The 25,495-nt window shown below is 65.1% G+C and carries 20 protein-coding genes; 5 read left to right on the top strand and 15 right to left on the bottom strand.

Annotated features, from left to right (window positions below; genetic code table 11):
• Positions 1–134: 134 nt before the first annotated feature.
• From L0U82_RS08260 to L0U82_RS08245, 4 genes are all read right to left on the bottom strand, one after another.
• Positions 135–2,108, bottom strand: coding sequence for a hybrid sensor histidine kinase/response regulator (locus L0U82_RS08260; RefSeq protein WP_233829868.1), 1,974 nt, complete (start codon positions 2,106–2,108; stop codon positions 135–137).
• A gap of 155 nt (positions 2,109–2,263) precedes the next feature.
• Positions 2,264–2,755 (bottom strand): response regulator, encoded by a 492-nt coding sequence (locus L0U82_RS08255; RefSeq protein WP_233829866.1) that lies wholly within the window; start codon positions 2,753–2,755, stop codon positions 2,264–2,266.
• Between the two features lie 242 nt (positions 2,756–2,997).
• Positions 2,998–4,608 carry a sensor histidine kinase gene (locus L0U82_RS08250; RefSeq protein ID WP_233829864.1) on the bottom strand — a complete coding sequence of 537 codons (1,611 nt, stop codon included), beginning with the start codon at positions 4,606–4,608 and terminating at the stop codon, positions 2,998–3,000.
• A gap of 24 nt (positions 4,609–4,632) precedes the next feature.
• A complete protein-coding gene (locus L0U82_RS08245) occupies positions 4,633–4,866 on the bottom strand; it encodes a hypothetical protein (RefSeq protein ID WP_233829861.1) in 234 nt (77 codons plus the stop codon).
• 111 nt (positions 4,867–4,977) lie between these two features.
• On the opposite strand from L0U82_RS08245, the gene L0U82_RS08240 reads away from it, so the two are divergent.
• Positions 4,978–5,469 carry a hypothetical protein gene (locus L0U82_RS08240; protein ID WP_008922707.1) on the top strand — a complete coding sequence of 164 codons (492 nt, stop codon included), beginning with the start codon at positions 4,978–4,980 and terminating at the stop codon, positions 5,467–5,469.
• 422 nt (positions 5,470–5,891) lie between these two features.
• On the opposite strand, the gene L0U82_RS08235 is transcribed toward L0U82_RS08240, so the two are convergent.
• Positions 5,892–8,357, bottom strand: coding sequence for an AsmA family protein (locus L0U82_RS08235; protein WP_233829859.1), 2,466 nt, complete (start codon positions 8,355–8,357; stop codon positions 5,892–5,894).
• A gap of 234 nt (positions 8,358–8,591) precedes the next feature.
• On the opposite strand from L0U82_RS08235, the gene L0U82_RS08230 reads away from it, so the two are divergent.
• Together L0U82_RS08230 and L0U82_RS08225 are read left to right on the top strand one after the other, a co-directional pair.
• Positions 8,592–9,389 carry an ABC transporter ATP-binding protein gene (locus L0U82_RS08230; RefSeq protein WP_233829856.1) on the top strand — a complete coding sequence of 266 codons (798 nt, stop codon included), beginning with the start codon at positions 8,592–8,594 and terminating at the stop codon, positions 9,387–9,389.
• Positions 9,386–10,189, top strand: a complete 804-nt coding sequence (locus L0U82_RS08225; RefSeq protein WP_233829853.1) for an ABC transporter permease — start codon at positions 9,386–9,388, stop codon at positions 10,187–10,189. The genes L0U82_RS08230 and L0U82_RS08225 overlap by 4 nt, the downstream gene beginning before the upstream one ends.
• A 253-nt stretch (positions 10,190–10,442) precedes the next feature.
• On the opposite strand, the gene L0U82_RS08220 is transcribed toward L0U82_RS08225, so the two are convergent.
• Both L0U82_RS08220 and L0U82_RS08215 read right to left on the bottom strand, forming a co-directional pair.
• The gene (locus L0U82_RS08220) at positions 10,443–10,991 is read right to left on the bottom strand and encodes a DUF6013 family protein (protein ID WP_233829852.1); all 549 of its coding nucleotides are present in this window, start codon (positions 10,989–10,991) and stop codon (positions 10,443–10,445) included.
• Positions 10,992–11,310: 319 nt separating this feature from the next.
• The gene (locus L0U82_RS08215) at positions 11,311–12,327 is read right to left on the bottom strand and encodes a zinc-binding alcohol dehydrogenase family protein (RefSeq protein WP_233829851.1); all 1,017 of its coding nucleotides are present in this window, start codon (positions 12,325–12,327) and stop codon (positions 11,311–11,313) included.
• A 133-nt stretch (positions 12,328–12,460) separates the two neighbouring features.
• Here L0U82_RS08215 and L0U82_RS08210 point away from each other — a divergent pair, with 133 nt between their 5' ends.
• Positions 12,461–13,492 carry a LysR family transcriptional regulator gene (locus L0U82_RS08210; protein WP_233829850.1) on the top strand — a complete coding sequence of 344 codons (1,032 nt, stop codon included), beginning with the start codon at positions 12,461–12,463 and terminating at the stop codon, positions 13,490–13,492.
• Positions 13,493–13,495: 3 nt separating this feature from the next.
• Here L0U82_RS08210 and L0U82_RS08205 read toward each other — a convergent pair whose 3' ends face one another.
• The 4 genes from L0U82_RS08205 to L0U82_RS08190 all read right to left on the bottom strand — a co-directional run bounded on the left by L0U82_RS08205 (position 13,496) and on the right by L0U82_RS08190 (position 19,887).
• Positions 13,496–13,798: a hypothetical protein gene (locus tag L0U82_RS08205; RefSeq protein ID WP_233829849.1), complete on the bottom strand. Its 303-nt coding sequence runs from the start codon at positions 13,796–13,798 to the stop codon at positions 13,496–13,498.
• Positions 13,799–13,952: 154 nt separating this feature from the next.
• Positions 13,953–17,033, bottom strand: a complete 3,081-nt coding sequence (gene ligD, locus L0U82_RS08200; RefSeq protein ID WP_233829848.1) for a DNA ligase D — start codon at positions 17,031–17,033, stop codon at positions 13,953–13,955.
• Between the two features lie 275 nt (positions 17,034–17,308).
• Positions 17,309–18,322, bottom strand: a complete 1,014-nt coding sequence (gene ku, locus L0U82_RS08195) for a non-homologous end joining protein Ku (RefSeq protein WP_233829847.1) — start codon at positions 18,320–18,322, stop codon at positions 17,309–17,311.
• 326 nt (positions 18,323–18,648) lie between these two features.
• Entirely contained in the window at positions 18,649–19,887 is a 1,239-nt protein-coding gene (locus tag L0U82_RS08190) for a cytochrome P450 (protein ID WP_233829846.1), read from the bottom strand.
• Between the two features lie 364 nt (positions 19,888–20,251).
• Here L0U82_RS08190 and serB point away from each other — a divergent pair, with 364 nt between their 5' ends.
• Complete coding sequence (gene serB, locus L0U82_RS08185; RefSeq protein ID WP_233829845.1) at positions 20,252–21,091, top strand: phosphoserine phosphatase SerB; 840 nt, start codon at positions 20,252–20,254, stop codon at positions 21,089–21,091.
• Positions 21,092–21,184: 93 nt separating this feature from the next.
• On the opposite strand, the gene L0U82_RS08180 is transcribed toward serB, so the two are convergent.
• The 4 genes from L0U82_RS08180 to L0U82_RS08165 form a co-directional block, all read right to left on the bottom strand.
• Positions 21,185–22,369 (bottom strand): cystathionine beta-lyase, encoded by a 1,185-nt coding sequence (locus L0U82_RS08180; RefSeq protein WP_233829844.1) that lies wholly within the window; start codon positions 22,367–22,369, stop codon positions 21,185–21,187.
• Positions 22,370–22,547: 178 nt separating this feature from the next.
• Positions 22,548–23,216, bottom strand: a complete 669-nt coding sequence (locus L0U82_RS08175; RefSeq protein WP_233829843.1) for a hypothetical protein — start codon at positions 23,214–23,216, stop codon at positions 22,548–22,550.
• 66 nt (positions 23,217–23,282) lie between these two features.
• A complete protein-coding gene (gene bktB, locus L0U82_RS08170; protein WP_233829842.1) occupies positions 23,283–24,467 on the bottom strand; it encodes a beta-ketothiolase BktB in 1,185 nt (394 codons plus the stop codon).
• A 71-nt stretch (positions 24,468–24,538) separates the two neighbouring features.
• Positions 24,539–25,492, bottom strand: coding sequence for a sugar kinase (locus L0U82_RS08165; protein WP_233829841.1), 954 nt, complete (start codon positions 25,490–25,492; stop codon positions 24,539–24,541).
• Positions 25,493–25,495 lie beyond the last annotated feature (3 nt).

The raw sequence follows: 25,495 nt of genomic DNA, 5'->3' as shown, positions 1-25,495 counted from the left end.
TTTAACGCTTATTGGCTCGATTAGCGGCTGGATTAACGACTGGAGCCGAGGAAATAAACAAGGCCTGTTGCGATTGCCGTCGCAACAGGCCTTGATGTTTTCATACGTCTTTCAGCGCACCATGTGCAAAAAAGTCAGCCGTCGTTGCGCGCTTTCAACTGCGCCGCGCTTTCAATCGTCGTTTCCAACTGGCTGAAGTTGACGGGCTTGGTCAGATGCGACGTAAAGCCCGCTCCGAGGCAGCGGCGCACGTCCTCATCGGTGCCGAAGCCCGTCAGCGCGACGGCAGGTGCATCCGAATGCTCGCGAAACGCCTTGATGAAATCGAGGCCCGTGCCGTCCGGCAAACCGACATCGCTAACGATCAGATCGAAGCGCTGCAACTGCGTCGCGGCCAGCGCGTCGTCGACGCGGCCGACCACCGTCACGTCGTGACCGAGGCTGCGGATCAGTTGCGCCATCACCTCGGCGGTATCCGTGTGATCCTCGATCAGCAGCACCGTCAGCAAACTGGCCGGCTGCATCGTGCTCGGCACGACGACCGGCTGCACCGCGGCCGGCGCGGCCGCGGTCGGCAGCACGATCGTGAAGGTCGCGCCGCAATGCGGGCCCGGGCTTTGCGCGGTGACGGTGCCGCCGTGCACGTCGGTGAGCGCCTTGGTGATCGCGAGACCGAGCCCCAGACCGCCGAATTGCCGTGTCATGTTCTGGTCGCCCTGTTCGAACGCATTGAACAGTTTGCCGATCTGTTCGGGTTCGATGCCGATACCGGTATCTTCGACCGAGATCTGCACCTGCATACGCTCGTCACGCGTGCGCACGTAGATATGGCCACCGTCCGGCGTGAACTTCGCGGCGTTGCGAATCAGATTCCACAGCATCTGCTGCAGGCGCGCGCGGTCGGCGAGTACGTAGTGATGCGTCGCGTGCTTTTCGATGTGCACGTCCTGCTGCTTGACCTGGATCTCGCTGCGAAACAGTTCGAGCACGCTGTCGATTACGTCGTGCACGTCGACCGTTTCGAGCGACAGCCGCAGCTTGCCGTTCGCGACCCGCGTCAGGTCCAGCAGATCGTCGATCAGCCGCGCCTCCAGCTCGACATTGCGACGAATCATCCGCACGCTGCCGCGCGCCTGCTCGGGCAGATCGGGGATCATCTCGAGCACGCTCGCGCCGGCCAGCACCGGCGTGAGCGGCGTACGCAATTCGTGTGACAGCATCGCGAGAAAGCGGTCCTTCGCGCGGTTCGCGTCTTCTGCGGCCTGGCGCGCGGCCTGCTCCGATGCGAGCAGCCGCTCGCGCTCCTCGATCGCCTCGCGCTGCGAATGAATGTCCGTGCAACTGCCGAACCATTTGCTGACGTTGTTTTCGGCGTCGCGCATCGCGACCACGCGCACGTCGAACCAGCGATATTCGCCGTCGTAGCGGCGAATCCGCATCTCGTGCCGGTAGTCGCCATTCTGCCCCGTCACGGCGCTGAGCCAACTGCGGCGAATCTCTTCGCGATCGTCCGGATGGACCGCGTCGAGCCATGCGAGGCCATACGAACGGTGCTCCGACAGCCCGGTGTAGTCGTACCACTGCTTCGACAGGAAATCGCAATCGCCCGCCGCATTGCAGGTCAGCACCAGGTGCGGCAGCGCCTCGGACAGCGTGCGGTAATGCAGCTCGCGATCGCGCAGCAGCAGCGCCTCGTCCGACGCGCGTTGCAGACGCACCTGCGACAGCACGCGCTCGACCGCCTCGGGCAGATAGTCGAGATAGTCGCCGGATTTCGGCACCACATCGGACACGCCCGCGCGCAGCGCTTCGATCACGCGCGATTCGTCGGTGAAACCGGTCACGAGGATCGCCGGAATCCGGATGCCTTCCGCGCGCAGATGGCGGAAGAAATCGAGCCCGGTCTCCGGGCCGCTCAGTTGATAGTCGAGCACCAGCAGATCGGGGGCGCCGCTCGCCAGCCGCTCGCGGGCCGCCTCGACGCCGGCGCAGATCGCCACCCGGCAGCCGGCGCGTTCGAGCGACTTGCGCGCGAGCCGCAGGATGCCTTCGTCGTCGTCGACGACGAGCACATACGCGGCGTGCGGCGTGGACACTTCTTCGATCATGCAGGTGTTCTCAGGCAGGTTCGTCGGTTTATGTTGTCATGCATGGGTTTCGGACAGCTTCATGCGGATGCCGGTTGCCCGGGGTGGCGATCTGTACCGGTTGTTTATACCGGCGGCGGGCACTCGTTATTCCACGGTCTGCGCGCAACGCGATTTCAAGGCGGCGCCAGCCGATGCCCCGGCGGCAGCTTGACCACCTGCAGGAAAAAGCCCAGCCGGCGCACGGCCTCGATAAACGCATCGTATTCGACCGGCTTGCAGACATAGACGTTGCAGCCGAGTTCGTAGCAGCGGGCAATTTCGCGCGGATCGTCGGTGGTGGTCAGCACGATCACCGGCACCGCGGCGGTCTCGGGCGCCTCCTTCAGACGCCGCAGCACCTCGAAGCCGTCGACGCGCGGCATCCGCAGATCGAGCAGCACGACGAAATTCTCGAGATTCTCGCGCGACGGATACGGATTGCCGTCGGCGTCGGTAAAAGGCTGCGCCGGCGCCGGGCCGAAAAAATAATCGAGCGCCTGCTGACCGTCGCGAAAGCGCACGAAGCCGTTCGAAATACCGGCGCGGCGCAGATTACGCTCGACGAGCTTTGCATGCCCGTCGTCATCCTCGATCAGTACGATGCTGACCGTTTGCGCGTGATTCATAGGCTCTCCGTGCTGACGATTCGCTGCGCATGACGCTCGCCGATGCGAGTGCCATGGCTGATACGATTTTAATGTCGACAGCCGTGTCGACGATTTTCGCGCGAATTGTAGTGCGAATTCTCGCACCAGCGTAGCGGCGGCGCACTGACGCGTGAATTACATGACAAGCCGGCGCGCTCAGCTATGCATTCGGGCTCGGATTCACGCATGCGCTGACACACGCTCGCCACGCGCCGACACGCTCAGAACCGCACTGGCTGCTCGGGCAGCACGACAAAAAAAGTCGAGCCCGCGCCTTCGGCCGATTCGACCCACACGCGCCCGCCGTGCCGCTCGACGGTGCGCCGCACCACCGCGAGGCCGATGCCCTCGCCGTCCGCGACATCGCCATGCAGACGCTGGAACGCGCGAAACACCTTCGACAGATACGCAGCCGGAATCCCAAGACCATTGTCGCGAACGTAATAGGTACGCATGCGCACCGCGCGCGGCTCGGCCGGGTCGACGGGTTCGGGTTCGAGCGCGCCGACCTCGATGCGTCCGCCGCGCGCCGGATCGAGGAAATTCAGCGCGTTGCCGATCAGGTTGCTGAAGATCTGTTCGAGCGCAGCCGGATCGCCCCACGCGGGCGGCAGCTCGCGCACGGTAACGATCGCCGCGCGCTGGCTGATCGCCTCCTGCATCGCGTCGACGACCCGCCCCACGACACGCCCGACGCTCACGCGCTGCCACTGATATTCGAGCCGCCCGGCGCGCGAAATCCGCAGCAGTGCGTCGATGATCGCCGCCGCGCGCGCGACCGCGGTGCGCAGATAATGCAGCGACTCGCGCACGTCGCCATCGAGAATATGCGTGAGGCGCCGCTGCTCTTTCTCCGGCAGTTGCGCGTCGCCGACCAGATTGTCGAGCTCATCGCACGACACGTGCAGTTCCTTCGAAAACCCCCGCAGATTCACCAGCGGCGAGCGCAGATCGTGCGACACGCTATAGATGAACATCTCGTTATCCTGGGTTTCCTGGCGCAATTCCTCATTGACGGCCGCCAGTTCCCGCGCGCGCGCTTCGAGTTGCGTTTTCAGCGCCGCCTGCTCCGTCTCGGCCACGCGCAAACGCGCATCGGTCTGGTGCAGCACGGTATCGAGCCCGGCGATTTCGTCGCGGCCCGACAACGGCGCCGCGAGCGGCCTGCCGCTACCGAGCCGCTCGGCGTTATCGGTCAACACTTCGAAGCGCCGGCCGATGCTGCGCGCGAACACCACCGCGGTGGCCGCCCAGATCAGCATCGAGCCGATCACCGCGGCGATCAGCGCGTACTGCTGATGCGCGCGCCGCTGTGCGAGCGCGATCGACCTGTCGGCGTCGAGTTGCGCGGCGACCGCGTCGAACTCGCCGAGCTCGTCGCGAAACAGCGCGATCTGGCGCGGCAACGCATCGGTTTCGAGGGCGATATAGGGGGTCACGCTGCGGCCTTCGTGCAGCGCCTGCGAGATGGCGATGCTCTGCTCGCGATAGCCGTCGATCGCACGCCGCATGTTGCGCACGTGCTCGGCCTGGCGCGGCGTGTCGGCGACCAGCGTATCGAGTTTCGCGAGCCGGTCGTTCAGATCGACCCATACCGCGTGGCGGTCGATCAGCGCTGCATCGCGCGTCACCATCGCCGTGCGCACACGCGCCGCCTGGCGCAGCAGCGGATCGACGAGAGCCGACGACTGATAGAGGATCTGCTTGCTGTTATCGACCCACTGCGCGGCCTGCGCGGTCCGTTCCTGCGTATCGAAGACGACACCGAGCAACGCGAGTTCGACGAAGCTCGGCACCGCAATCAGCAGCAGACCCTTGGTGAATAGTTTCATGTTCCCGTCAGGGTGTTCAGGCGGTCATTCGCACAGCGGCTCGCGCACCCTCGTCGCGTCCCGCGAGGCGGGCGCGGCACGGCCGGACGGGCCATTATCGACGTGAATTCGAGATATTTCAACGTAGCGCCAGCAGGTGCCGGCGCACACAAAAATGACTTTTTTATTGGGAGAAGATGTTTTTTCGGCGCCGCGTGCGTCTATGATGGAGACAAGGTGTGCTGAGATGCGAATGCGCGCGGCGAGGCGATTCGGCATGATTCGTGCGGGAGGCGGTGAGGTGACGCAAGCGTCGAATCATCGTGAATCCAGTCTTGTCGTATGCTATAAAAGATCGACGTGCGGCGCGCGAAAGCCGGGAGTGGTCGCATGAGGACGCAGCGTTTCTTGCAATTCTTTTTCAGGCGAATTTTTATGTCCTTCCCGAAAAAGCGTAGACGCGCGAAGGTGGACGGCGACGAGTCGTTCCTCGCAGTTCTACGGCATTTCAAGCCGTTCAGCCAACTCGATACCAAGATTGCGCGCGCCCGCGCCCAGGACGAGCCGGTGCTCTACGCACACGTGCTGCCCGGACTCGACGTGCTTCTGTGCAGCGTACGTGGTGCACAGCCCCCCTACCCCGCGCCGGCCGAATTACGGCGGCGCTGCATCGAGTCGATCACCAACGCACTGGAGCAGCCGCTCGACGGTCTCGAGAACGGCGGCTACTGGTACGAAGCGGATGGTTTCGGCTTCCTTGTCTTCGCAAGCCGCGCGCGCGGCAAGATTCTGACGGAGTTCGGCGCAACCCGTATCGGCACCCGTCGCGGCGTGCGCCGGCAGGATGCGGCCGGCGACGCGACGCCGCGTTCGTTGCGATAGATCTCTTGATGCAAACCACCCATGCGGCGCACTGAGACGAGCTGAATATCAGTGCTGCCAACGGGACACGAACGATGATGTGGCGCGGTTGATACATAGCCGGTTTTTCGCCAACAACTCGTATCACTGTCATGTATGTGCAGTTGGGTTTGCACAGTCTGTTCGATCTCGATCAGGTTAACGCCGTCACCGCGAAGCGGGTGGCGTTAGCTTTCTTCTTCCTTTCATCACCACTGTCTTTTATCGCCTTTAGCGCGCGTGTTTAAGCACGCATGCGCGCGGCGCCATGTGATATCGCTACTCCGCTATCGCATCGGCATCGCGATCACACGTGGGCGGCATGCTAATCAGCCACAGGAACACGATACAAAGCGCGCCGCCAACGCTCCAGTCCAACCAGTCCGCTGGGCAGATCGATGGCATCAGCTCCCCTTGTATTCGGCTGCGCTCGCCGGTGACAGCACCGCGGGCTTGCGCTCCGTCGCGGCCGGCGACGACGCGCCGCTTGACGATTTATTGACCGGCGCGCCATCGAGAGAAAGCGGCGCTTTGGGTTGCTGCTTGACGCCCGGTGCCGGCGCGCTCGGCGGCTGCTTGACCTGCGCGAGCAATGCCGAGCACGGCAATGGCTTGTTGTTGCTCGGTGCGAGCAACGGCAGCAGCGCGGCAAACGGATTGATCAGCCCGAGCCCGACCGCCGCGCCGCCGCGCAATGCGAGCGCCGCGGCATTTACGCCGACGTGCGGCTGCTTGAAGGTGCCCTTCACATACAGCGGCGAGCGCAGCGAAAATATCCGGAAGCCCTTCGTATGCGGATGCACGCCGAGGTCCATCGTTTCGTCGCGCAGGTCGATATGACCGTCGATGTTGATCACCGCGTCGTCGGTATCGAGTGCGAAGACGCGTGATTCGAGCACGCCATTGGTCGCGACGAAATCGGCGGCCGCGCAGTTGATGTTCACGTCGCGGTTGCCGAACAGTTTTTCATACACGACGTTCGCGACATTCAGCCCGGCCGCCTCCATCAGCAGACGGCTTACCGTGCCCTGCGTGACGAGCGCCTTCACCTCGCCGTTCGAGGACGCCGCGAGCGCGGCCGGCGAATTACCGGTCGCGGAAAGCGACGCGTCGCCGTTGATCTCGCCGAGCGCGTTCTGCATCGTCTTGAAGTTCGGGAACAGTTGCTTGAGCTTCAGATGCCGCGCCTGCATCGCGAAACGTCCCTTCAACGGCGTGCTGGCGCCATCGAGATGAATATCCGACGCGAGCGAGCCGCCCGCGACGCCGAACTTCAGCGGTTCGAGCGACAGCACGCCATCGGTCATCACGACGTGTGTGTACAGATCGGTGATCGGCAAACTCGAATTCTTGATGATGCGCCGGCCGGTGAATTTGACGTCGGCGTCGATTGCCTTCCAGCGGTCGGTACGGAACTCTTCGACCGGCAGCACGCGACCGCTCGGCTGTGCGGTCGCGTCGCCGCGGCGCGCTTTGCTCGCTTTCGAATCGGCGCCGATCACCGGCGCGAGATCGGAGAACTGCAGCAGATTCGACACGAGTTCGCCCTGCAGCAATGGACGCGGTTTGCGCGCGGTATAGGTCAGCGAACCGTTCAGGTCGCTGCCGCCGACCCGGCCTGTAAAATTTTCATACGTAAAGACGTTGCCGCTCGGCTGGAAGCGGCCGATCAGATGTCCTTCGGTCGCGTACGGCGGCGTGTCGGGCAAGGTCACGCCGGTCAGCGAATACAGGCGCGCCATGCTGTTGCCCTGCAACCAGAGCCGCAGATCGAGCGCGGCGAGATGCGCGGGATCGGTGACGGTGCCGACGAACGCGATATGCAGGTCGCCCGCTTTCACGTCGGCCTGCACCGGAAACGGCCGGTTCGCGTCCTGTAGCGCGAGCACGCCGCCGACCTTGCCGCTGCCCGATACCGGCGTGCGGTTATAGGTGCCTTTGACGGTCCACGCGATTGCATAGAGCGGCTGCGCGCGCGGCGTGGTTGCGGAGTCGGATGCGGTGATGGCGGCGCTTGTGCCAGAAGTGGCCTCTGCGGCCCCCGTGCTGGCGTTTTCGCTTGACGTAGCCACAGCGCCCGTCGCGGCCACGCCTGAAGCCGCCGATGCACCCGACGCATTCGCCTCGGCAGCCGAGGCCGCCGCTTCGGACGCCGCTTTCGCCTCCGACGCCGCCTGAGCATCGGCCTGCGCGGCGAGACGGCTCGCGCCCGCCTTGCCGACCGCCTGCGCCGACTCGCTGCGCGACGCCGCCTGCTGCTGCTTCAGCGCCTCGCCGATCGGGATCGGGTGGCCGAGCGTATCGATCGCCATCGTCAGCTCGACTTTCTTCTGCTGATCCGACAGCGCGATATTGCCCTTTGCAAACGCGATGTCATGCAGTTCGAGCTTCCATTCGGACGGCCCGCTCGACGACGCCAGCTTGAAAGTCCAGTTGTTGCGCCCATCGAGCAGACGTTCGAGATCGACCGACGGATTCACCAGATTGATCGCCGGAATCACGATGTCGTGCGCGAGCAGCGGCAGCACCTCGACTTCGAAGTCGATTTCGTCGAGCGTCGCGAACTGCGGCCGTTTAGTCCAGTCGGGGTTGCCCACCGTGATGTTGGCCGCCGAGAAGCGCGGCCACGGCACCCAGCCGCGCCAGCCCCGTTCGCCGACCGGATGCCGCCAGCCCACTTTCAGATCGCCATTGATCGCGAACGGCCGGCCGATCGCCTGGCTGACCTTGTCGTTGACGTAAGGCCGGGCACGGTTCCAGTCGAAGGTCAGAATGAAGATCGCAAGCGCGACGATCAGTACGATGAGCGTCGCTAACAGCCAGGCGATGACTTTTCCAATCCGTCTTCCGACGCTGCTCGACCCTGCCATTGAGACGCTCCGCGTTTCGTTCTTCGTTGTGAGTCGGGCAGCAGATAGCGTGCCCGGCGATAGGCGACGAGCCGCTCTACGGCGTTGCGGCAATGTCGCGTTGTTATGCGGAACTGCCCTGCTGTCGTTCTATGATGGCGCACGGTGCGGCGGCCCGTCGATGCGCGCACGGATTCACAACCCGGTCCGCGAATCGACACGCCCCGCCTGAACACCCCCCACGACAATCCAATCATGACTGATGTTCCCCTCGTACTCGCCGAGCACATCGTGCGGCGCGACACGCAGCGCGGCCAGACGCTGCTGCAGCCGACCACCTTCGCGTTGCGCGCCGGCGAGCGCGCTGCGATCACCGGTTCGTCCGGCTCAGGCAAGAGCGTGTTTCTGCGCGCGCTCGCGCTGCTCGATCCGCTCGATGCCGGCCACATCCTGTGGAATGGCGCGCGTATCGAGCGCGCGGCGATTCCGCGCTACCGCCGCAACGTTGCGTATATCCGCCAGCGGCCCGCGCTGATCGACGGCAGTGTCGAGGACAATCTGCGCTATCCGTTCGGGCTGCGCGCGTATCGCGACGTGCGGTTCGATCGCGAGCGGGCCGCGGCGCTCGCCGCGCAAGCCGGCCGTGGCGGCGATTTTCTCGGCAAGCGCGCGAGTGAACTGTCGGGCGGCGAAGCGCAGATCACCGCGCTGGTCCGCGTGCTGCAACTCGCGCCCGATGTGCTGCTGCTCGACGAGCCGACCGCGTCGCTCGATCCGGCGTCCTCGCGCGCGATCGAAGCGTTGGTGCGGGCATGGTTCGATGTCGCGCCCGAGCGTCACGCGTCGATCTGGGTGTCGCACGATCCGCAGCAGGCCGCGCGGATGAGCGAGCGGCATCTGACGATGCATGCGGGTGTGCTCGAAGAAGCGGCGCCGCTGCAGATGTCGGAGCGCGTGACGCACGATGCGGCAGGCGACGGAACGCGTGGTGACGCATCGGCGCACGTGTCTGGGGACACTCCCGCAAATGCCACACGGGAGCGGCGCCCATGAATCTGCAGAACCTGAGTCTGTGGGATGTCGCGATCGCGACGCTGCTGATCGTCGTGAACGGCGCGGTGTCGATTGCGCTGAAACTCGATCTCGAACGCAAGCTTGCGTGGGCCGCGGTGCGCACGGTCGTGCAATTGCTCGCGATCGGCTATGTGCTCGGCTGGGTGTTCCAGTTCAACCGCTGGTACGTCGTGCTGCCACTGATGATCGCGATGACGCTGATCGCCGGCTTCGCCGGTGCGCAGCGCGGCAGCCGCGGTTATGCCGGCCAACGCGCGGACAGCGTGCTGTCGATCTGGGTCAGCTCATGGCTCGTCGCCGCGGTCGGGCTGTTCGTCGTGATCCGCATTCATCCCTGGTACGAGCCGCAGTATGCGATCCCGATTCTCGGCATGATCCTCGGCAATACGCTGACCGGCGTATCGCTCGGCATCGAGCGGATGATCGATGAATTGACCGCGCGGCGCGATCGCGTCGACATGGCGCTCGCCCTCGGCGCGACGCGCTGGGAAGCCGCGCAGGCGCCCGCGCGCCAGGCGGTACGCGCCGGCATGCTGCCGACGCTGAATCAGATGGCGGTGGTCGGCGTCGTGAGCCTGCCGGGCATGATGACCGGCCAGGTGCTGGCCGGCCAGTCGCCGTTGCAGGCAGTGCGCTATCAGATCGTGATCATGTTTCTGATCGCCGCGGCGTCGGCGTTGGGGACGGTGGGCGCGGTGCTGCTCACCTATCGACGGCTCTTTTCGGCCGAGCATCAGTTCCTGCCGGCGCGGCTCGTGGAACGGGCGGAGAAAGGCTGAGCCGTTAGCCCACTCAGATACGTCGCGTGGGCGCCGGTAGAAGTTTGGGCGATGGACGTTGCGCGCCGTGCGGCCGAGCGTGTGAAGCGAAGCGCGTCGTGTGTCGTGCGCGACGATCGATGCAGACGTCGCACACGCATCCGGCTCAGCGAGGCATCAGCCAGACCGGCCTCACGTCAAGCACACGTCGAGCACCCATCAAGAGCATGGCAACACGCGCCGCGTCCGCACACCTGCTCGCGCGCCCGCACAATCACCGCTTCGCGCTGACCGCCACCTCGGTGCCGTCGCTCAGTGTCAGCGTTTTGGTCGTGCCGTTGACGGGCATCGTGAAGCGCACGATCTGGCTCATGCTGACATCATTCGGACATTTGAGCGTCTTGCCGCCGCTCGTCACGGTCTTCACGCCGTGCGGCGTTTGCGCCTGAAAACTGAGCTGCACGTTCGCGGTGCCGTCCTTCGACACCACCGGCGCAAAACGGATCTGCGTCTGACGGATCATCGCGCCATTCGAATCGAGCGGTAGCGACGAATAGTTTGGACACGCGTCGCTGCCGGGCACCGGGCCGCCCGGCGGCACCGTCTTCCATGTGAAATCGTCCGATTCGCCGGAGCGGATCGTGCGGGTTTCCTGGGAATTGCCGAACTGTTTCGACGTGACGCGCACGGTGTAGCGGATCGGACCGTCGAGCGCGGCCTGCGATGTCACCGTGATCGGCGTGGCCGCATGAGCAGCCGGCAGAAGCGCGCAGGCGAGAGAAGCGACAACGGAAACGGCGGAGAGTTTGAAGCGGAAGCTCATACTGTCACCTCGTTGTTGTGCCGCTGCGCGCTTGCGTCCGCGCGACTGCCCGCGCGCTGTTCCGCTCGGGCCGACTTGCACGCATGTGCACCGGCGAGCGGGACCGCAAGACACGCAACCGCTTTGGCGTGCTGCCCTGCCAGTCTAACGCCAAGCAACCTGCCGCGCGTACGCGGCAGGCTCGGGTGTTACCCCGCTTGCGGGGAAGCCGTTTCTGCGCACCGGTTTGATCTCGATAGGGCTTCGACGGCACCCTCCGCGCGCGCGGAGGGCTTCCCTCTCTACTTCGATTCTGTTTGCGCTCTGCTGACCCGCGCGATCAGAAACCCGTCAACACGAGCTTGCCGATCGCGCGTCCTTGTTCGAGCAGACGATGCGCGCGGCGCAGGTTCTCCGCGTTGATCGTGCCGAGGTCCTCGCCGAGCGTCGTGCGCAGCGTGCCCGCATCAACGAGACGCGCGACTTCGGTCAGCAGCTTGTGCTGTTCGATCATGTCGGGCGTGCCGAACATCGAGCGCGTGAACATGAACTCCCAGTGAAACGCGGCGCTCTTCGCCTTCAGCAATTCGACCGGCAGCGACGCGCTGTTTTCGACGATCGTGCAGATGCTGCCCTGCGGTTTGACCAGTTGCGCGGCGACCGGGAAATTACGGTCGGTGTCGTTGAAGATCAGCACGTAGTCGACCTGCTCGACGCCGATCTCCTTGAGTTGCGCGGCGAGATCGCCGAAGTGATCGACGACATGATCGGCGCCCAGATCTCGCACCCATTTCGCCGATTCGGGCCGCGATGCGGTCGCGATCACCTGCAGCTTCGCGAGCTGCTTCGCCAACTGGATGCCGATCGAGCCGACGCCGCCCGCGCCGCCAAAAATCAGCACCGTGCGGCCCGCATCGGCGCCCTGCGGCGACACGCCGAGGCGATCGAACAGCGCTTCCCACGCGGTGATCGCGGTAAGCGGCAGCGCGGCCGCGTGCGTGAAATCGAGCGAGGCCGGCTTATGACCGGCGATCCGTTCGTCAACCAGATGAAACTCGCTGTTCGCACCCGGCCGCGTGATGCTGCCCGCGTAGAACACCGGATCGCCGACTTTGAACAGCGTAACGTCCGGCCCCACCGCGACGACCGTGCCGGCTGCATCCCAGCCGAGCACGCGCGGCGCTTTCTCGACCGTGTCCTTCGGCGCACGCACCTTGGTGTCGACCGGGTTCACGGAAATGGCTTCGACCTTCACCAGCAGATCGCGTCCGCTGGCTTCGGGCTTCGGAATCTCGACATCGACGAGTGCTTCGGCGTGGTCGATCGGCAGGTAACGGTAGAGTCCGACGGCTTTCATGGCTGCTCCTTGTGGGTTCGACTGGGGTTTGTTGGGGCTTCGATTCATGGTTTGCATGACCGTGATCGTAGAAGCATCGTGTTTCTTTTAAAACAGCCATAATGGCTGAAACATTTTTTTGATTTTCCGAATAATGAATCTTCCCAACTCCACCGGCCGCGCACTGCCGGGCGAGCGCGAACGCCTCGATCTGCTCGACGTCGCATTGTTCGTGCGCGCCGCGCTGCTCGCTAATGTATCGGCGGCCGGGCGCGAGTTCGGTTTGTCGGCGGCGGTCGCGAGTTCGCGGATCGCGCAGCTGGAAAAGCTGCTCGGCGCGCGGCTGCTGCATCGGACCACCCGCCGCATCAGCCTCACGCAGGACGGAGAAGTGTTCATGACACGCGCCGAGGCGCTGCTCGACGCGGCCGCCGCCGCGCGTGCGTCGGTCGGCCGCGAGCAGGCCGAGCCGCAGGGACGGCTACGCGTGTCGATGCCGTCGTCGTTCGGGCGCCAACACGTGTCGCCGGTGATCAGCGAGTTCCTGCGCCGCTATCCGGGCGTCAGCGTCGATCTGCGGCTGACCGATCAGCTGGTCGATCTGGTCGACGCGGGCATCGACGTCGCGATCCGCGTCGGCGTGCTGAAGGATTCGTCGCTGGTCGCGCGGCGCCTCGCGGTGAATCGCCGCGTGCTGTGCGCGTCGCCCGCCTATCTCGCCGCGCACGGCACGCCGCATCATCCGTCGGAGCTTGCGCGCCACGAATGCATCATCCTGTCGGATCAACGCGACTGGCGCTTCGTGACGCCGGCCGGCGCGCTCGACGTGCGCGTCGGCGGCCGGCTCGTCACCGATAACGGCGAGGTGATTCGCGATGCGCTACTCGACGGTTTCGGCATCGCGCTGAAGTCGGCGTGGGACGTCGCGCCCTATCTGCGCAGCGGCGCGCTGGTCAGCGTGCTCGACAGCTATCCGCTCGCGGAGGATGTCGCGATCTGGGCCGTGTATCCGAGCCGCGCATTCGTGCCGCCGAGGACGGTCGCGTTTATCGATTTTCTGGCCGCGCATTTCGGCGATCCGCCGTATTGGGATCGGGCGCCGGATGAGAGCGAGTCGCAAACAAGCAGCAGCATCAAGGGCACGGGGAGCGGGTCACGTTCGAGCGCAACGCTACCCGGCGCTTAACGATCAGCGTTTGCCGCGTTGCGCCCCTGACCGCTTGCGATCGGAATTCACATCCGCATGTGCATCGTTCTGCGTGCGCTCCTGATAATCGTCGCCGCCCCGCCGATCGGTGTCCTCAAGCCCGCGCTCGAGGTCCTCGTGCGCCTGCTTGCCGACGTGGCGCGGATGATCCTCGTGCTGCGACTCCGGGTCCTGATCGGCCTCATGCGGCAGCGGTGCCGCGGCTTCCTGCAAGGAACGCGGGTTCTTTCCTGCGTGCGGGTCGGCGCTCGCATCGCCGTCGGTCGATTGCGGGGAGGTCTTCATAACGTGCTCCTTCGCTCGTTGGGTTTGCGGTTGGGTTTACGTTGTCGGTTCATTTGCTTGACTCACTGCTCAATTTCGCGCGCCGCATGTCCACGCGACGCTCGTGTGCGTACGGTTCGCCTACATGCGTTGATGCCCTGAACGGTCCGCTTGCTCACTGCGCCCCCTCCAGACGCTTCTTCATCGCCGCCGTGATCCGCTGACGCGTCTTCGCATAGCCCGTCCACGGATCGCCGCGCAGCCCGGCCAGGCGCTCATGCACATTAGCGATGTTCCATTGATCGCCGGCGGTGGTACCCGCCACCTCGTCCCACGCGAGCGGCACCGACACACCGAGCCCCGGTCGCGCGCGCGTCGAGAATGCGGCCACCGTGCTCGAACCGCGGTTGTTGCGCAGATAGTCGATGAAGATCTTCTTCTTGCGATTCTGCGCGCCCATCTTCGCGCTGAAGTGCTGCGGCAACGTCGCCGCCATATGCTGCGCGACCGCCTGCGAGAACTCTTTCACCTCGTCCCAGCCAGCCTGTTTCGCGAGCGGCACGACCACGTGCAGGCCCTTGCCGCCGCTCGTCTTGCAGAACGACTGCAGACCCAGCTCGTCGAGCAGCGAGCGCGTCAGTTGCGCGGCCTCGATCATCCGCTCCCAGCCGAGCGATGCGTCCGGATCGAGATCGAACACCATGCGGTCGGGCTTTTCGATATTCGACGCAAGCGCATTCCACGTATGAAATTCGACGGTGCCCATCTGCGCGGCACCGACCAGCGCGGCGAGCGTGTCGACGGTGATCAGCGGAGGATGATCAGGGTCGAGTCCTTCATGCTGCGTGACGTTCGGAATCGACAGCTTCTGGCTGTGCTTCTGGAAGAACAACTCGCCGCCGATATCCTCGGGCGCGCGCACGAGCGCGAGCGGCCGGTCGCGCAGATGCGGCAGCATCCATTCGGCGACGGATTCGTAGTACCGCGCCAGCTCGATCTTGCGGATGCCTGTGCTTTTGTCGATCACGCGATCGGGGTGAGAGATGCGCACGCCGGCCACTTCGACCTGCGCGCGCGAGCGCTTCGAACTGGAGGTACTGGACGCATCGAAAGCACTGCGCGTACTGCTTCGCGTAGGTGCGCTATCCACGCCTGCGGCGGCGGCGCTCTGGCTGGCCGCCTGCTTACTCGCCGTACTCTTTTTCGCTGTGTTCTTTTTCGGCGCGCTCTCTTTCGCACGCTTTTTCGACGTGCCTGTACCCGGCGCGTCATCGGCTGCGTTATCGGTTTGCTGTTGCACGTCGGCTCCTTGTCGAGCGGTTTCCCTGACGATCTGGCGCGCCGGTTTGTCGTCGCGCAGGCTCACGAACGACGCCTGGCGCACGATGCCGTCGCTGGTCCATTCGGCGAAATTGCATTCGGCGACGAGCACCGGTTCGACCCAATGCACCGGTGTGCGGCTGCGCTCGCGCGGCGCGCTCGCGAACGGCATGCGGCGGCTCGCATGCGTATCGAGTGCCTGCTTGACCGAGCGCAGTAGCGCGGCGTCGAAGCCGGTGCCGACGCGTCCCGCGTATTGCAACTGGCCCGCGCCGTCGTACACGCCGAGCAGCAGCGCGCCGAACGCCGCGCGGCTGCCGGCCGGTTCCGAATAGCCGCCGATCACGAACTCCTGGCGACGCCGGCACTTGAGCTTGATCCACGCCGACGAGCGGCCCGCCACGTAGCCGCTGTCGCGCCGTTTGCCGATGATGCCTTCGAGCGCCATATCGCATGCGCTCTTCAGCAGTTCATCGGCGCTGAACGCGAAGTCGTTCGAGAAACGCAGCACGCTGTCGTCGACGCCTTCGAGCAGCGCGCGCAGAATCGCGCGCCGTTGTTCGAGCGGCACGCCGCGCAGGTCGTAGCCGTTCAGAAACGGCACGTCGAACAGATAGATCACGATGTCCTGTGGACGGTTTGCATCGAATGCGTTTTGCAGCGCCTGGAAATCCGGCACGCCGCGCTCGTCGAGCACGACCGCTTCGCCGTCGAGCCACGCGCTTTGCACGTCGAGTTCAGCGAACGCCTGCACCTGCTTGCTGAACTTCGCGGTCCAGTCATTGCCGGCACGCGTGAACACGCCGACTGCGCTGCTCCGGCTGCTGCTGGTGCGTGTGGTGCGCCGGGTGCTTTTCGCGCTTGCCGTTGCGGCTGCATGCTCGATGCGCGTAAGCACGCGATAGCCGTCGAATTTGATTTCATACAGCCAGTCGCTGCCCGGCGGCGCCGCGTCGACGAGCGTCGCCAGCTGCGGTTTGACGCTCGCGGGCAAACGAGCTTTGCGCGCGCCTTCTATCGATGGCGACGCCGCAAGTTCGCGCAGCGACTGCGCAGTGCGGGTAGCGACGATATCGGGGCGCTTGGGGTCGGCGCGTCGCGACCGAGCGGTCGTTGCGACGGTCTGTGCCGTAGCCTCGGTGGTTGCGCTGGCATCGAGGTTCGCGTCGGCGGCGAGTTTCATCGATGCGCGGCATGACGCCTTGCTGGCTGCTTTCGTCGGTGCTCGAGCTGGCGCTTGTCCTGGTGCTGGATCCGCCGCGCGGCCTGTTGCTTTAGCGGTGCGCTTGCGTCCGGTCGCTGTCGTTACTGCTGTCGCGCCCTGCCCGCTCGTGCCCGTCGACACGTCATCGCCCAGCACGCTACCCGGGCGCTGTTGCAGCACGTCGTATTCGCTTTCGTCGCGCGCCTCTTCATCGCGCTCCTTGATCAGCAGCCATTGCTCCTTGTCGCCGCTGCCGCGCATGTTGCTGCGCACGAGCGTCCAGCCACCGTGCAGCTTCTCGCCGTGCAGCCGGAATTTGAGCTTGCCGGCCGCATACGCGCGGGCCGCCTCGCGCGCGCCGCCGACGGGCTCCCAGGTGCCGCGATCCCACACGATCACCGTGCCCGCGCCGTAATTGCCGGGCGGAATCACACCCTCGAACGAGCCGTATTCGACCGGATGGTCTTCGACATGCACCGCGAGCCGTTTGACCGACGGATCGAGGCTCGGCCCCTTCGGCACAGCCCACGACAGCAGCGTGCCGTTCAGCTCCAGCCTGAAGTCGTAGTGCAGACGCCGCGCGTCATGTTCCTGGATCACATACGACAGCGTGTCGCGTGCCGCCTGTGCCGCGCTTTTACGACCCGCACGCTTGCGGGCCGCCGTACCGGCGGGCTCCGGCGTGTCGTCGAAGCGGCGCTTGCGTTGGTAGAGGTCGAGTCGGTCGTTCATGGCGATGACGGTGGTACTCGGAGCTGATTACGTATGAAGCGCACGTGCGTTGTCACGACAAGCGCCATCCGCGCGAAATGCGGCGCCGCGAATACGCACCGTATTCACCACGAGCGCAACGAGCATGACGCGGCGCCCCGCATTACCGCTCGCGACGGAGCGTGATCGACTGTGGCGCGACACGCGGGGTCAAACTCGCTGCCGGATGCCGCCGGTCAACATCGCAAACAGAAGGCAAACGGACGGGCAAGCGAAAATCAGACCCCGCAGCCCGCTCAAGCCGCCGCGCGCCGTTTGCGCGCCGTCGATGCAGTTTTCGATACGGTTTTCGCCGCGGTACGACCACTGCCACCACGGCTACGAGGCGCGCTCGCCGCACGGGCTTTCTTGCGTGCCGGCGCGGCAGCCTCTTCATCGGCGTCGGCGTCGTTGTCAGCCTGCTCGTCGTCTTCACCGGCGGCACGCTTGCGGCCCGTGGCGGACTGCTTGTCCTTGCCGCGGCCGAGGCTGCGCCTGAGCAGATCGGACAGATCGAGAATGTCGGCGGATTTGCGCGACTCGTGCGGCGCTTCGACGTCGGTGACCTCCTCGGTCTTGCCCGCGCGCACCTTGCGCTCGACGAGCGCCATGATGTCGTCGCGAAACGTGTCGTGGTACTGCGCCGGGTCCCACGCGTCGCTCATGTCGTCGATCAGCTTCTTCGCCATGTCGAGTTCGCGCGCGGACACGCCGGCGGCTTTCATCCCTTCCGGCGGGACCTTGAATTCGTCGAGGCCGCGCACCTCGTCGGCCCAGCGCAATGTGTTCAGCGCAAGCACCGGGCCCAGCGGAATCAGCGCGGCCAGATGCTGCTTGTTGTGCAACACCACGCTCGCGACGCCGATCTTGCCCGCTGCCTTCATCGCCTCGCGCAGCAGCGCGTACACCTTCTCGCCCTTGCGGTCCGGCGTCAGGAAATACGGCGTGTCGAGATAGAGGAACGAGATGTCGGGCGCGTCGACGAACGCGAGGATGTCGACCGTTTGCGTCGATTCGGGATTCGCCGCGCGGATTTCATCGTCCGACAGCACGACGTATCGGCCCTTCTCGTACTCGAAGCCGCGCACGATGTTTTCGCGGGTCACGTCCTTGCCGGTGCGCTTGTTGATCTGCTTGTAGCCGATCGGATCGATCGTGCGCCTGTCGAGCAGATTGAAGCCGACTTTCTCGGACTGCGTGGCCGGATACAACTGCACCGGCACATGGACAAGCCCGAAACTGATTGCGCCCTTCCAGATCATGTGTGCCATCGCGCGCTCCGGTTGGCTGGAGATATCACGCGAAGCAGCAAGCGTGCCACGGGTGGGCGCAGCGCACGGTGTCCGGCACGATGCGCGCGGACTCGTGTGGCTCGCGCGCGAGGCCGTTATTGGGCTGTAAGTCTTGCGGGCGGGAGGCAAAAGATACTGCGAGTGGAAAGCGTGGACTGATCTCGCGCCGTCCGTCTCGGGCCGATGTGTTCTTGTGGCCGCGGCTTGTGGCGAGGCTTGAGCGTACGGCCGCGCCCGTGCTTGCGCTAGCGCTCCTCGGGTTCGCACGAGAGCCCCAGACTCACGGCAGCGCGCCTCATGCCATTTCAAGGCTCCAGCACGAGCGGCACGGCTGCGAAGCCGCGAAACCGCACCCGGCCGCCGCGCGTCGGCTCGCCATCGAGACGGTATGCCGGAAAACGCTGCACGAATCGCCCGATCGCAATGCGCGCTTCCAGCCGCGCGAGCGACAGGCCCGCGCACTGATGAATCCCGAAGCCGAACGCCAGATGCCGGTTCGGATCGCGGCGGATATCGAAACGGTCCGGTTCCGCAAACTGCTCGGGGTCGCGATTGGCCGCGCCGATACACAGCGTGACCGGTGTGCCGGCCGCGAGCGCGACACCGCCGATTTCGGTATCGACGGTGGTCATCCGGTTGCCGAGCTGGTTCGAACTCTCGAAGCGCAGACATTCCTCCACCGCCGTGCCGATCAGCGCCGGTTCGCGCAACAGCGCATCGCGTTGCTCAAGCCATTCGGTCAGCGTGACGAGCCCATTGCCGATCAGATTCGTGGTCGTCTCATGGCCGGCATTCAGAATGAAGATGCAGTTTTGCAGTAGCTCGGCCTCCGACAACTGTTCGTTCGGCCCTTCGCCCTGGATCAGCCGCGTCAGCACGTCATGCTGCGGGTCGCCCGGTTCGCGGCGGCGCCGCGCGACGAGGCCGCGCAGATAGTCGACGAATTCATCGACCGCGCGATTGCCGCGCGCGAGCTGCGCATCGGTCAGCGACGGTTCGAGCGCGCCCAGTATCGCCAGCGACCAGTCGCGCAGCGGCGCGCGCTCGGCATGCGGTACGTCGAGCAGATTGCCGATGACCTCGACCGGAATCGCCGACGCGAACTCGCCGATCAGATCGATGCGCCCGCGCTGCGCGGCTGCATCGAGCAGGCTGTCGACGAGCTGGATCAGCCCCGGCTCCATGGCGGCGATCGCGCGCGCGGTCAACGCGCCGGCAATCAGCTTGCGCACCCGCGTATGACGCGGTGGATCGTTGAAAACGAGGCTTGTCGTGTGATGCGCGTACAGCGGCGAGTCGCCGTATTTCGGGCGGAACTCGACGGTCTTGTCGGAGCTGAATGTCTTCGGGTCGCGATAGACCGCCTGCACGTCGCGAAAGCGCGTCAGAAAAACCGAACCGTCCGGCATGCGTTTGACCGGTTCGTAGCGGCGCAGCGCGTGATAGACCGGATAGGGATCGGCATGAAACGCCGGGCTCAGATGACGCAGATCGAAATCGCGAGCCAGGGGAGATGTGTCGTCGTGGGTGGTCGCCGGGGTCATGCGTTGTCTCCGTGTGGGCGTCTTGTTGCGCCTCGGTTGATACGGCTCGTGACAGTGTGCTGTCGGTGTTGCTATCGCGGTGTTCGTTGTAGTGCGTTATGTGCGGCTATGGCTTACTGCTATGGCCAAGGCCGTGTGCCGGAGTCCATGTGCTTCGCCGGATTTTTCCGGCTCCTGCCACGGCTCGCTTCGCGCCGCTATCAGGCACCAACGCGGCTGAATCGCCGCATCAGTATGAACCGCGCGTTGCCGGATTGCACGGCCGACGGACAGCCTGATGCGCGGGCGCGCTTCGCGCAACCGCTACAATAGCGAAATTTTCCGCGCGCACCGCGTTCCTTTCTTTCCGCGTCACCGGCCGTCCATGAACCTCGTCATTCAAAGCATCGCGCCTATTTCCGCCGACCATCACAAAACGCTCGTCGCACTCGCGCGCGGTTCGCAGGCCACGGTCATCGATGCAAACACGCTTCGCATCGCCGATGCAAACGCCGCGCAACGTGCCGACGTCGAAGTGTATTGCTACACGCATCAACTCGACTACGCGTTCGTCGAAGCCGACCGCCAGTTGCGCGACTTCGGCCTCGTCGCGATGGATATGGATTCGACGCTGATCACGATCGAGTGCATCGACGAAATCGCCGACTTCTGCGGACTGAAGGCGGAAGTCGCGGCGATCACCGAGGCTTCGATGCGTGGTGAAATCAAGGACTTCAACGAAAGCCTGACACGCCGTGTCGCGTTGCTGAAAGGGCTCGACGCCGGCGCGCTCGAGCGCGTTTATGAAGAGCGGCTGCAATTGTCGCCGGGTGCCGAGCGGATGCTGGCCGGCGCGAAGCAGGCGGGCCTGAAAACGCTGCTCGTCTCCGGCGGCTTCACGTTCTTCACCGAAAAACTGAAGGCACGTCTCGGTCTCGATTTCACGCGCGCCAATACGCTCGAAATCGTCGACGGCAAGCTGACCGGCAACGTGATCGGCGAGATCGTCAACGCCGATGTGAAAGCACGCACGCTGCGTGAAACGTGCGCGACGCTCGGCATCGAACCGTCGCGCGCGATTGCAATGGGCGACGGCTCGAACGATCTGAAGATGATGGCCGAAGCCGGGCTCTCCGTTGCGTTCCGCGCGAAGCCGGTGGTGCGCGAAGCAGCGAGCGTGTCGTTTAACTACGTGGGGCTGGATGGGTTGTTGCGGTTGTTTTGATCGCCATGAATAAAAAGCCCGCCGGAACTACATCCCGACGGGCTTTCGAATACAGCGACAGCAGCGAATAAAAGCCGCGGCGAACCGAACGCGTTATGCCAACGCCGCCAGGCTCTGCTCGATATCCGCGCGCAGATCCTCTTCTTCCTCCAGGCCGATATAGAAGCGCACCAGCGTGCCGCGATACGGCCACTGCCCTTCGGTGCGCATCGATGCGATGTCGTACGGCATCGCGAGGCTATGCGCGCCACCCCAGCTCCAGCCGAGCGAAAACAGTTCGAGCGATTCGCAGAACGTGTCGATCCGCGCCGCGCTGTAGCGCTCGTCGAACACGACCGAGAACAACCCGCCCGCGCCGGTGAAGTCGCGCTTGAACACCTCGTGCCCCGGGCAGTCGGCGAACGCCGGATGCAGCACCGCGGCGATTTCCGGCCGGCTCTTCAGCCATGTTGCAATCGCAAGCGCCGCGCGGTCGTGCTGCGCGAAGCGCACCTGCATGCTCGGCAGGCTGCGCAGGATCAGCGAGCAGTCGTCCGATGAAACGCCGATCCCCATGTGCATGCGCGCCGACTTCAGCTTCAGATGCAACTCGCGATCGACGGTGATCGTCGCGCCCATCAGCACGTCGCCGCCGCCCGACTGATACTTGGTCAGCGCCTGCACCGAGATGTCGACGCCGTGATCGAACGGTCGGAACGCAAGGCCGGCGGACCACGTATTGTCGATTGCGGTGATCACGTTGCGCGCGCGCGCCGCCGCCGCGATCGCCGGCACGTCGGGCACTTCCATCGTCACCGAGCCGGGTGCTTCGAGCCAGATCAGCCGCGTGTTCGGCTGGATCATATCGGCGATGCCCGCGCCGATCAGCGGATCGTAGTAGCGCGCCGTGATGCCGAAATCGCGCGCGAGCCAGTCGCCATGATCGCGATTCGGCGAGTACACGTTATCGGGAATCAGCACGTCGTCGCCGGCCTTCACGAGGCCGAAATACACGTTAGAAATCGACGACAGCCCGGACGGTTGCAGCAACGCGTGATTGCCGCCCTCGAGCGCGGCGAGCCGCTGCGCGAGCGCGATCGACGTCGGCGTCGCGTGCAGGCCGTAGCGCCACTGCGCGTCGTTTTTCCAGTCGAGCGCGCGCATCGTCGCGAGATCGGGGAACACCACCGTCGAGGCTCGCGTAACCGGCGTCGAGAACGACTCGAAGCCCGGCGTGATCCGGTCCTCGGCACGCACGGTGCGGGTTTGCAGACCGCGTTTGAGTTTGGATTGGGTCATGGTGAGATTCGCTGAAAAACAGAGGGAAGCGTGACGGAAACGGCGGCCTCGCCGTTTTGGCGGATGCGCTGCCTGGTCGATGAGTGTGACGTGCGTGAATGAACCGACAGACTGGTCGCGGCGGCACGGCACGAGCGGCCGATACCGCGTGACTGGCGAAGCGTGGATGGCGCCGGCATCAGTCGCCGGTTTGCAGGTTACTGACTCCGCCGACTGCGTGGCCGCCGGGAGCGGGTGCGGCGCTGTTTGCTGCAGGCGGCTGCGCGGCCGGAGTGGGCGTCGTCGCGCCGGGTGCGGCAGTCGCACCGGCCGAAGGCACTGCCTGCCCCGCCGCCAGCGGCTTCAGCTCGAACGGCTGCGGATCGGAGTCGTCGACGTTCATCCGGTCGCCTTCGAGCGAGCCGTCCGCCGCGAACTTGCCGACCCAGTTGCCGGTGATATGGGTGCCGTCGTTCGATTCCTCGACTTCGAGCGTATCGTCGACGCGATCGCCAGCAATCAGGATCACCTCGCCAGTATCGGTGTACTGATACTCGCCGTGCACGCCGGACGGATCGTCGGTCTTTCGGCCGAGCCGCAGCACGATCTGACGCTTGCCGAGCGTGCCGCTATAGCGCGGAAATTTCGCGAACTCCGGGCTCGGCTTCAGCGGCAACTGGATCGGCGGTGGCGCCGCCAGTTCCTTCACGGCGGCGCTTTGCGCCCATGCCTGCGACGGCAGCCACAGCGCCGCGCTGGCGCATAGCAGCGCGGCTGCGCCGGCCACCGCACCCGCACCCGCACGCAGCCGCGAACCACGCGTTGCCGCGCGCATTGCCGAACCCTTCATCGCTTTCGATTCCCGCATCCTCTCCATCCTTGTTGCTGGTTCTGCCTGATTGTTGCGTGCTCGGAGTCCGACCGCCGCCTGCATTCAGATACGCTCGAACACCGCCGCGATTCCCTGCCCGCCGCCGATGCACATCGTAACGAGCGCGTAGCGCCCACCGATACGCTGCAATTCGTACAGCGCCTTGACGGTGAGCAGCGCGCCGGTCGCGCCGATCGGATGACCGAGCGAAATACCCGAGCCGTTCGGATTGACCTTGGCCGGATCAAACCCGAGTTCCTTGCTGACCGCACAGGCCTGCGCGGCGAACGCTTCGTTGGCCTCGATCACATCGAGATCGGCGACCGTCAGGCCAGCACGTTCGAGCGCCTTGCGGGTCGCCGGCACCGGCCCGATACCCATGTACGCCGGATCGACGCCGGCATGCGCGTACGACACCAGCCGCGCAAGCGGCTTCACGCCGCGCCGCTCGGCGACACCGCGCTCCATCAGCACGACCGCCGCCGCGGCATCGTTGATGCCCGACGCGTTACCGGCCGTGACGGTGCCGTTTTCCTTCACGAACACCGGCTTCAGCTTCGCGAAGTCGTCCGCCGATGCGTTCATCCGCGCGTGCTCGTCCGTGTCGAACACGATGTCGCCCTTCTTCGACGCAATCGTGACCGGCAGAATCTGGTCCTTGAAGTAACCGCTCGTGATCGCGTGGGCCGCGCGGCGGTGCGATTCGAGCGCGAGCGCGTCCTGCGCGTCGCGCGAGATGTCGTATTGGCGCGCGACGTTCTCGGCGGTCACGCCCATATGGATCGACTGGAACGGATCGTTCAGCGCGCCGATCATCATGTCGACGAGGCGCGAATCGCCCATGCGCTGACCGAAGCGCGCGGCGGGCATCGAGTACGGCGCGCGGCTCATGTTTTCCGCGCCGCCGCCGATCGCGATATCGGCGTCGCCGAGCAGCACGCTTTGCGCGGCCGACACGATAGCCTGCAAGCCTGAGCCGCACAGCCGGTTCACGGTCAGTGCCGGCGTATGCTGCGCGACGCCGCCGTTGATCGCCGCGACGCGCGCCAAATACATGTCTTTCGGCTCGGTATGCACGACATTGCCGAACACGACATGACCGACTTCGTCACCCGTGACGCGCGCGCGCTCCAGCACTTCGCGCACGACACGCGCGCCAAGATCGGTCGGCGCGAAATCCTTCAGGCTGCCGCCGAAGGTACCGATTGCGGTGCGCACACCGCTGACCACCACCACGTCTCGTTGCATCGCTCGCTCCTTCTGATCTTTCCAAATCGGCCATCGCGACTACTGCGTACCGCGTGTGACGCGCGTCCTGCCTAACTCGCGGCCAGCACGCGCTCGACGGTTTCGCGCGACGGAATCGGCGCGACCGCGCCATAACCTTGCGTCGATAGTGCGGCGGCGACGTTCGCGTACCGCGCCGCGGTAAATGGATCGTCGCCCGCGACGATGCGCGCGATAAACGCGCCGCCGAAGCAGTCGCCCGCGCCGGTCGCATCGACCGCGTTGACGACGTGGCCCGGCACGACGCGCCGCTCGTTCGACGTCGCGATATACGAGCCGTCCTTGCCGAGCTTCAGCGCGACCACACTCGGGCCGTGCGACAACAGAAAATCGACGATCTCGTCGCGGCCGGTCAGCCCCGTGAGCTCGGTCACATCGTCCCAGCTCGGCAGACAGATATCGGTCTCGCGAATCGCTTCGAGCATCACCGCACGCGCCCGCGCGAGCGGCCACAGCTTCAGGCGCAGATTGGTGTCGAAGCTCACGCGCACGCCGTTCGCACGCGCATACGCAATTGCTTCGAGCGCGGCATCGCAGGCGCTCACGCTGATCGCGAGACTGATGCCGGACAGATGGATGACTTTCGCCGCCGCGAGCGCATCGCGCGGCAGATCGGCCGGCGCATAGCGGCTGGCCGCCGAGCCCGCGCGCAGATAGTCGAACGCGTGGCCGTTGGGGCCATGGGACACGAAATAGACGCCGGTCGACGCGAGCGGATCGACGCGCACGCACGACGTATCGACCTGCTCGCGCTCCCACAGATCGATCAGCAACCGGCCGAAATGATCGGCGCCGACCGCCGACACGAAGCCGGTCTTCGCGCCCTGGCGCGCGGCCGCGATGCAGAAGTTCGACGTGTCGCCGCCGAAGCCTTGCAGATAGTTCGGCTGATCCTTCGCCGACTGGTTGAATTCGATCATCGCCTCGCCGAGCGCGAGGATTTCCGGGGTCGAGCGGTCAGGCCGTGCGGCCGTGCTTACCGTCATCGC

It is taken from the genome of Paraburkholderia sp. ZP32-5 (genome assembly GCF_021390495.1).
In the GTDB taxonomy this organism is placed as follows: domain Bacteria; phylum Pseudomonadota; class Gammaproteobacteria; order Burkholderiales; family Burkholderiaceae; genus Paraburkholderia.
Note: the sequence above shows the minus strand (reverse complement) of the source record. Positions and strands in the feature narration are given on the sequence as shown.